Source organism: Streptococcus sp. CCUG 71758 (assembly GCF_011714815.1).
Classification (GTDB): domain Bacteria; phylum Bacillota; class Bacilli; order Lactobacillales; family Streptococcaceae; genus Streptococcus; species Streptococcus halitosis.
Genome location: NZ_RXXO01000011.1, coordinates 1 through 727 on the forward strand (window position 1 = coordinate 1; position 727 = coordinate 727).

General features: G+C 39.2%; 1 protein-coding gene. It reads left to right on the forward strand.

The features are described 5' to 3' along the window. On the forward strand, positions 1–696 hold a 696-nt coding region (locus tag EKB01_RS09270), incomplete at its 5' end, for an IS3 family transposase (RefSeq protein ID WP_167266730.1). Between the last annotated feature and the right edge of the window lie 31 nt (positions 697–727).

Consider the following 727-nt stretch of genomic DNA (forward strand, 5'->3'; position numbering starts at 1 on the left):
CATAAAGGAAATTATGGTTATCGTCGGATTCACTTAGAACTAAGAAATCGTGGTTATTCGGTCAATCATAAAAAAGTCCAACGTCTGATGAAAGTCCTTGGTTTAGTGGCTCGAATTCGTCGGAAACGGAAGTATTCTTCCTACCAAGGAGAGATTGGCAAGAAGGCAGAGAATCTTATTCAACGCCAATTTGAAGCAGCCAAACCGATGGAAAAGTGCTACACAGATGTGACAGAATTTGCCATTCCAGCAAGTGCTCGCAAGCTTTACTTATCACCAGTTTTAGATGGCTTTAACAGCGAAATTATTGCTTTTAATCTTTCTTGTTCGCCTAATTTAGAACAAGTACAAACGATGTTAGAACAGGCATTCACAGAGGAGCATTACGAAAATACAATTCTCCATAGCGATCAAGGCTGGCAATACCAACACGATTCTTATCATCGGTTCCTAGAGAGTAAGGGAATTCAAGCATCTATGTCCCGCAAGGGCAACAGCCCAGACAATGGGATGATGGAGTCCTTCTTTGGCATTTTGAAATCCGAAATGTTTTACGGCTATGAGAAGTCGTTTCAGTCGCTTAAGCAATTGGAACAAGCCATTGTAGACTATATCAATTACTACAACAATAAAAGAATTAAAGTCAAACTAAAAGGACTTAGTCCTGTGCAGTACAGAACTAAATCCTTTCAATAATTATTTGTCTAACTTTTTGGGGTCAGTACAA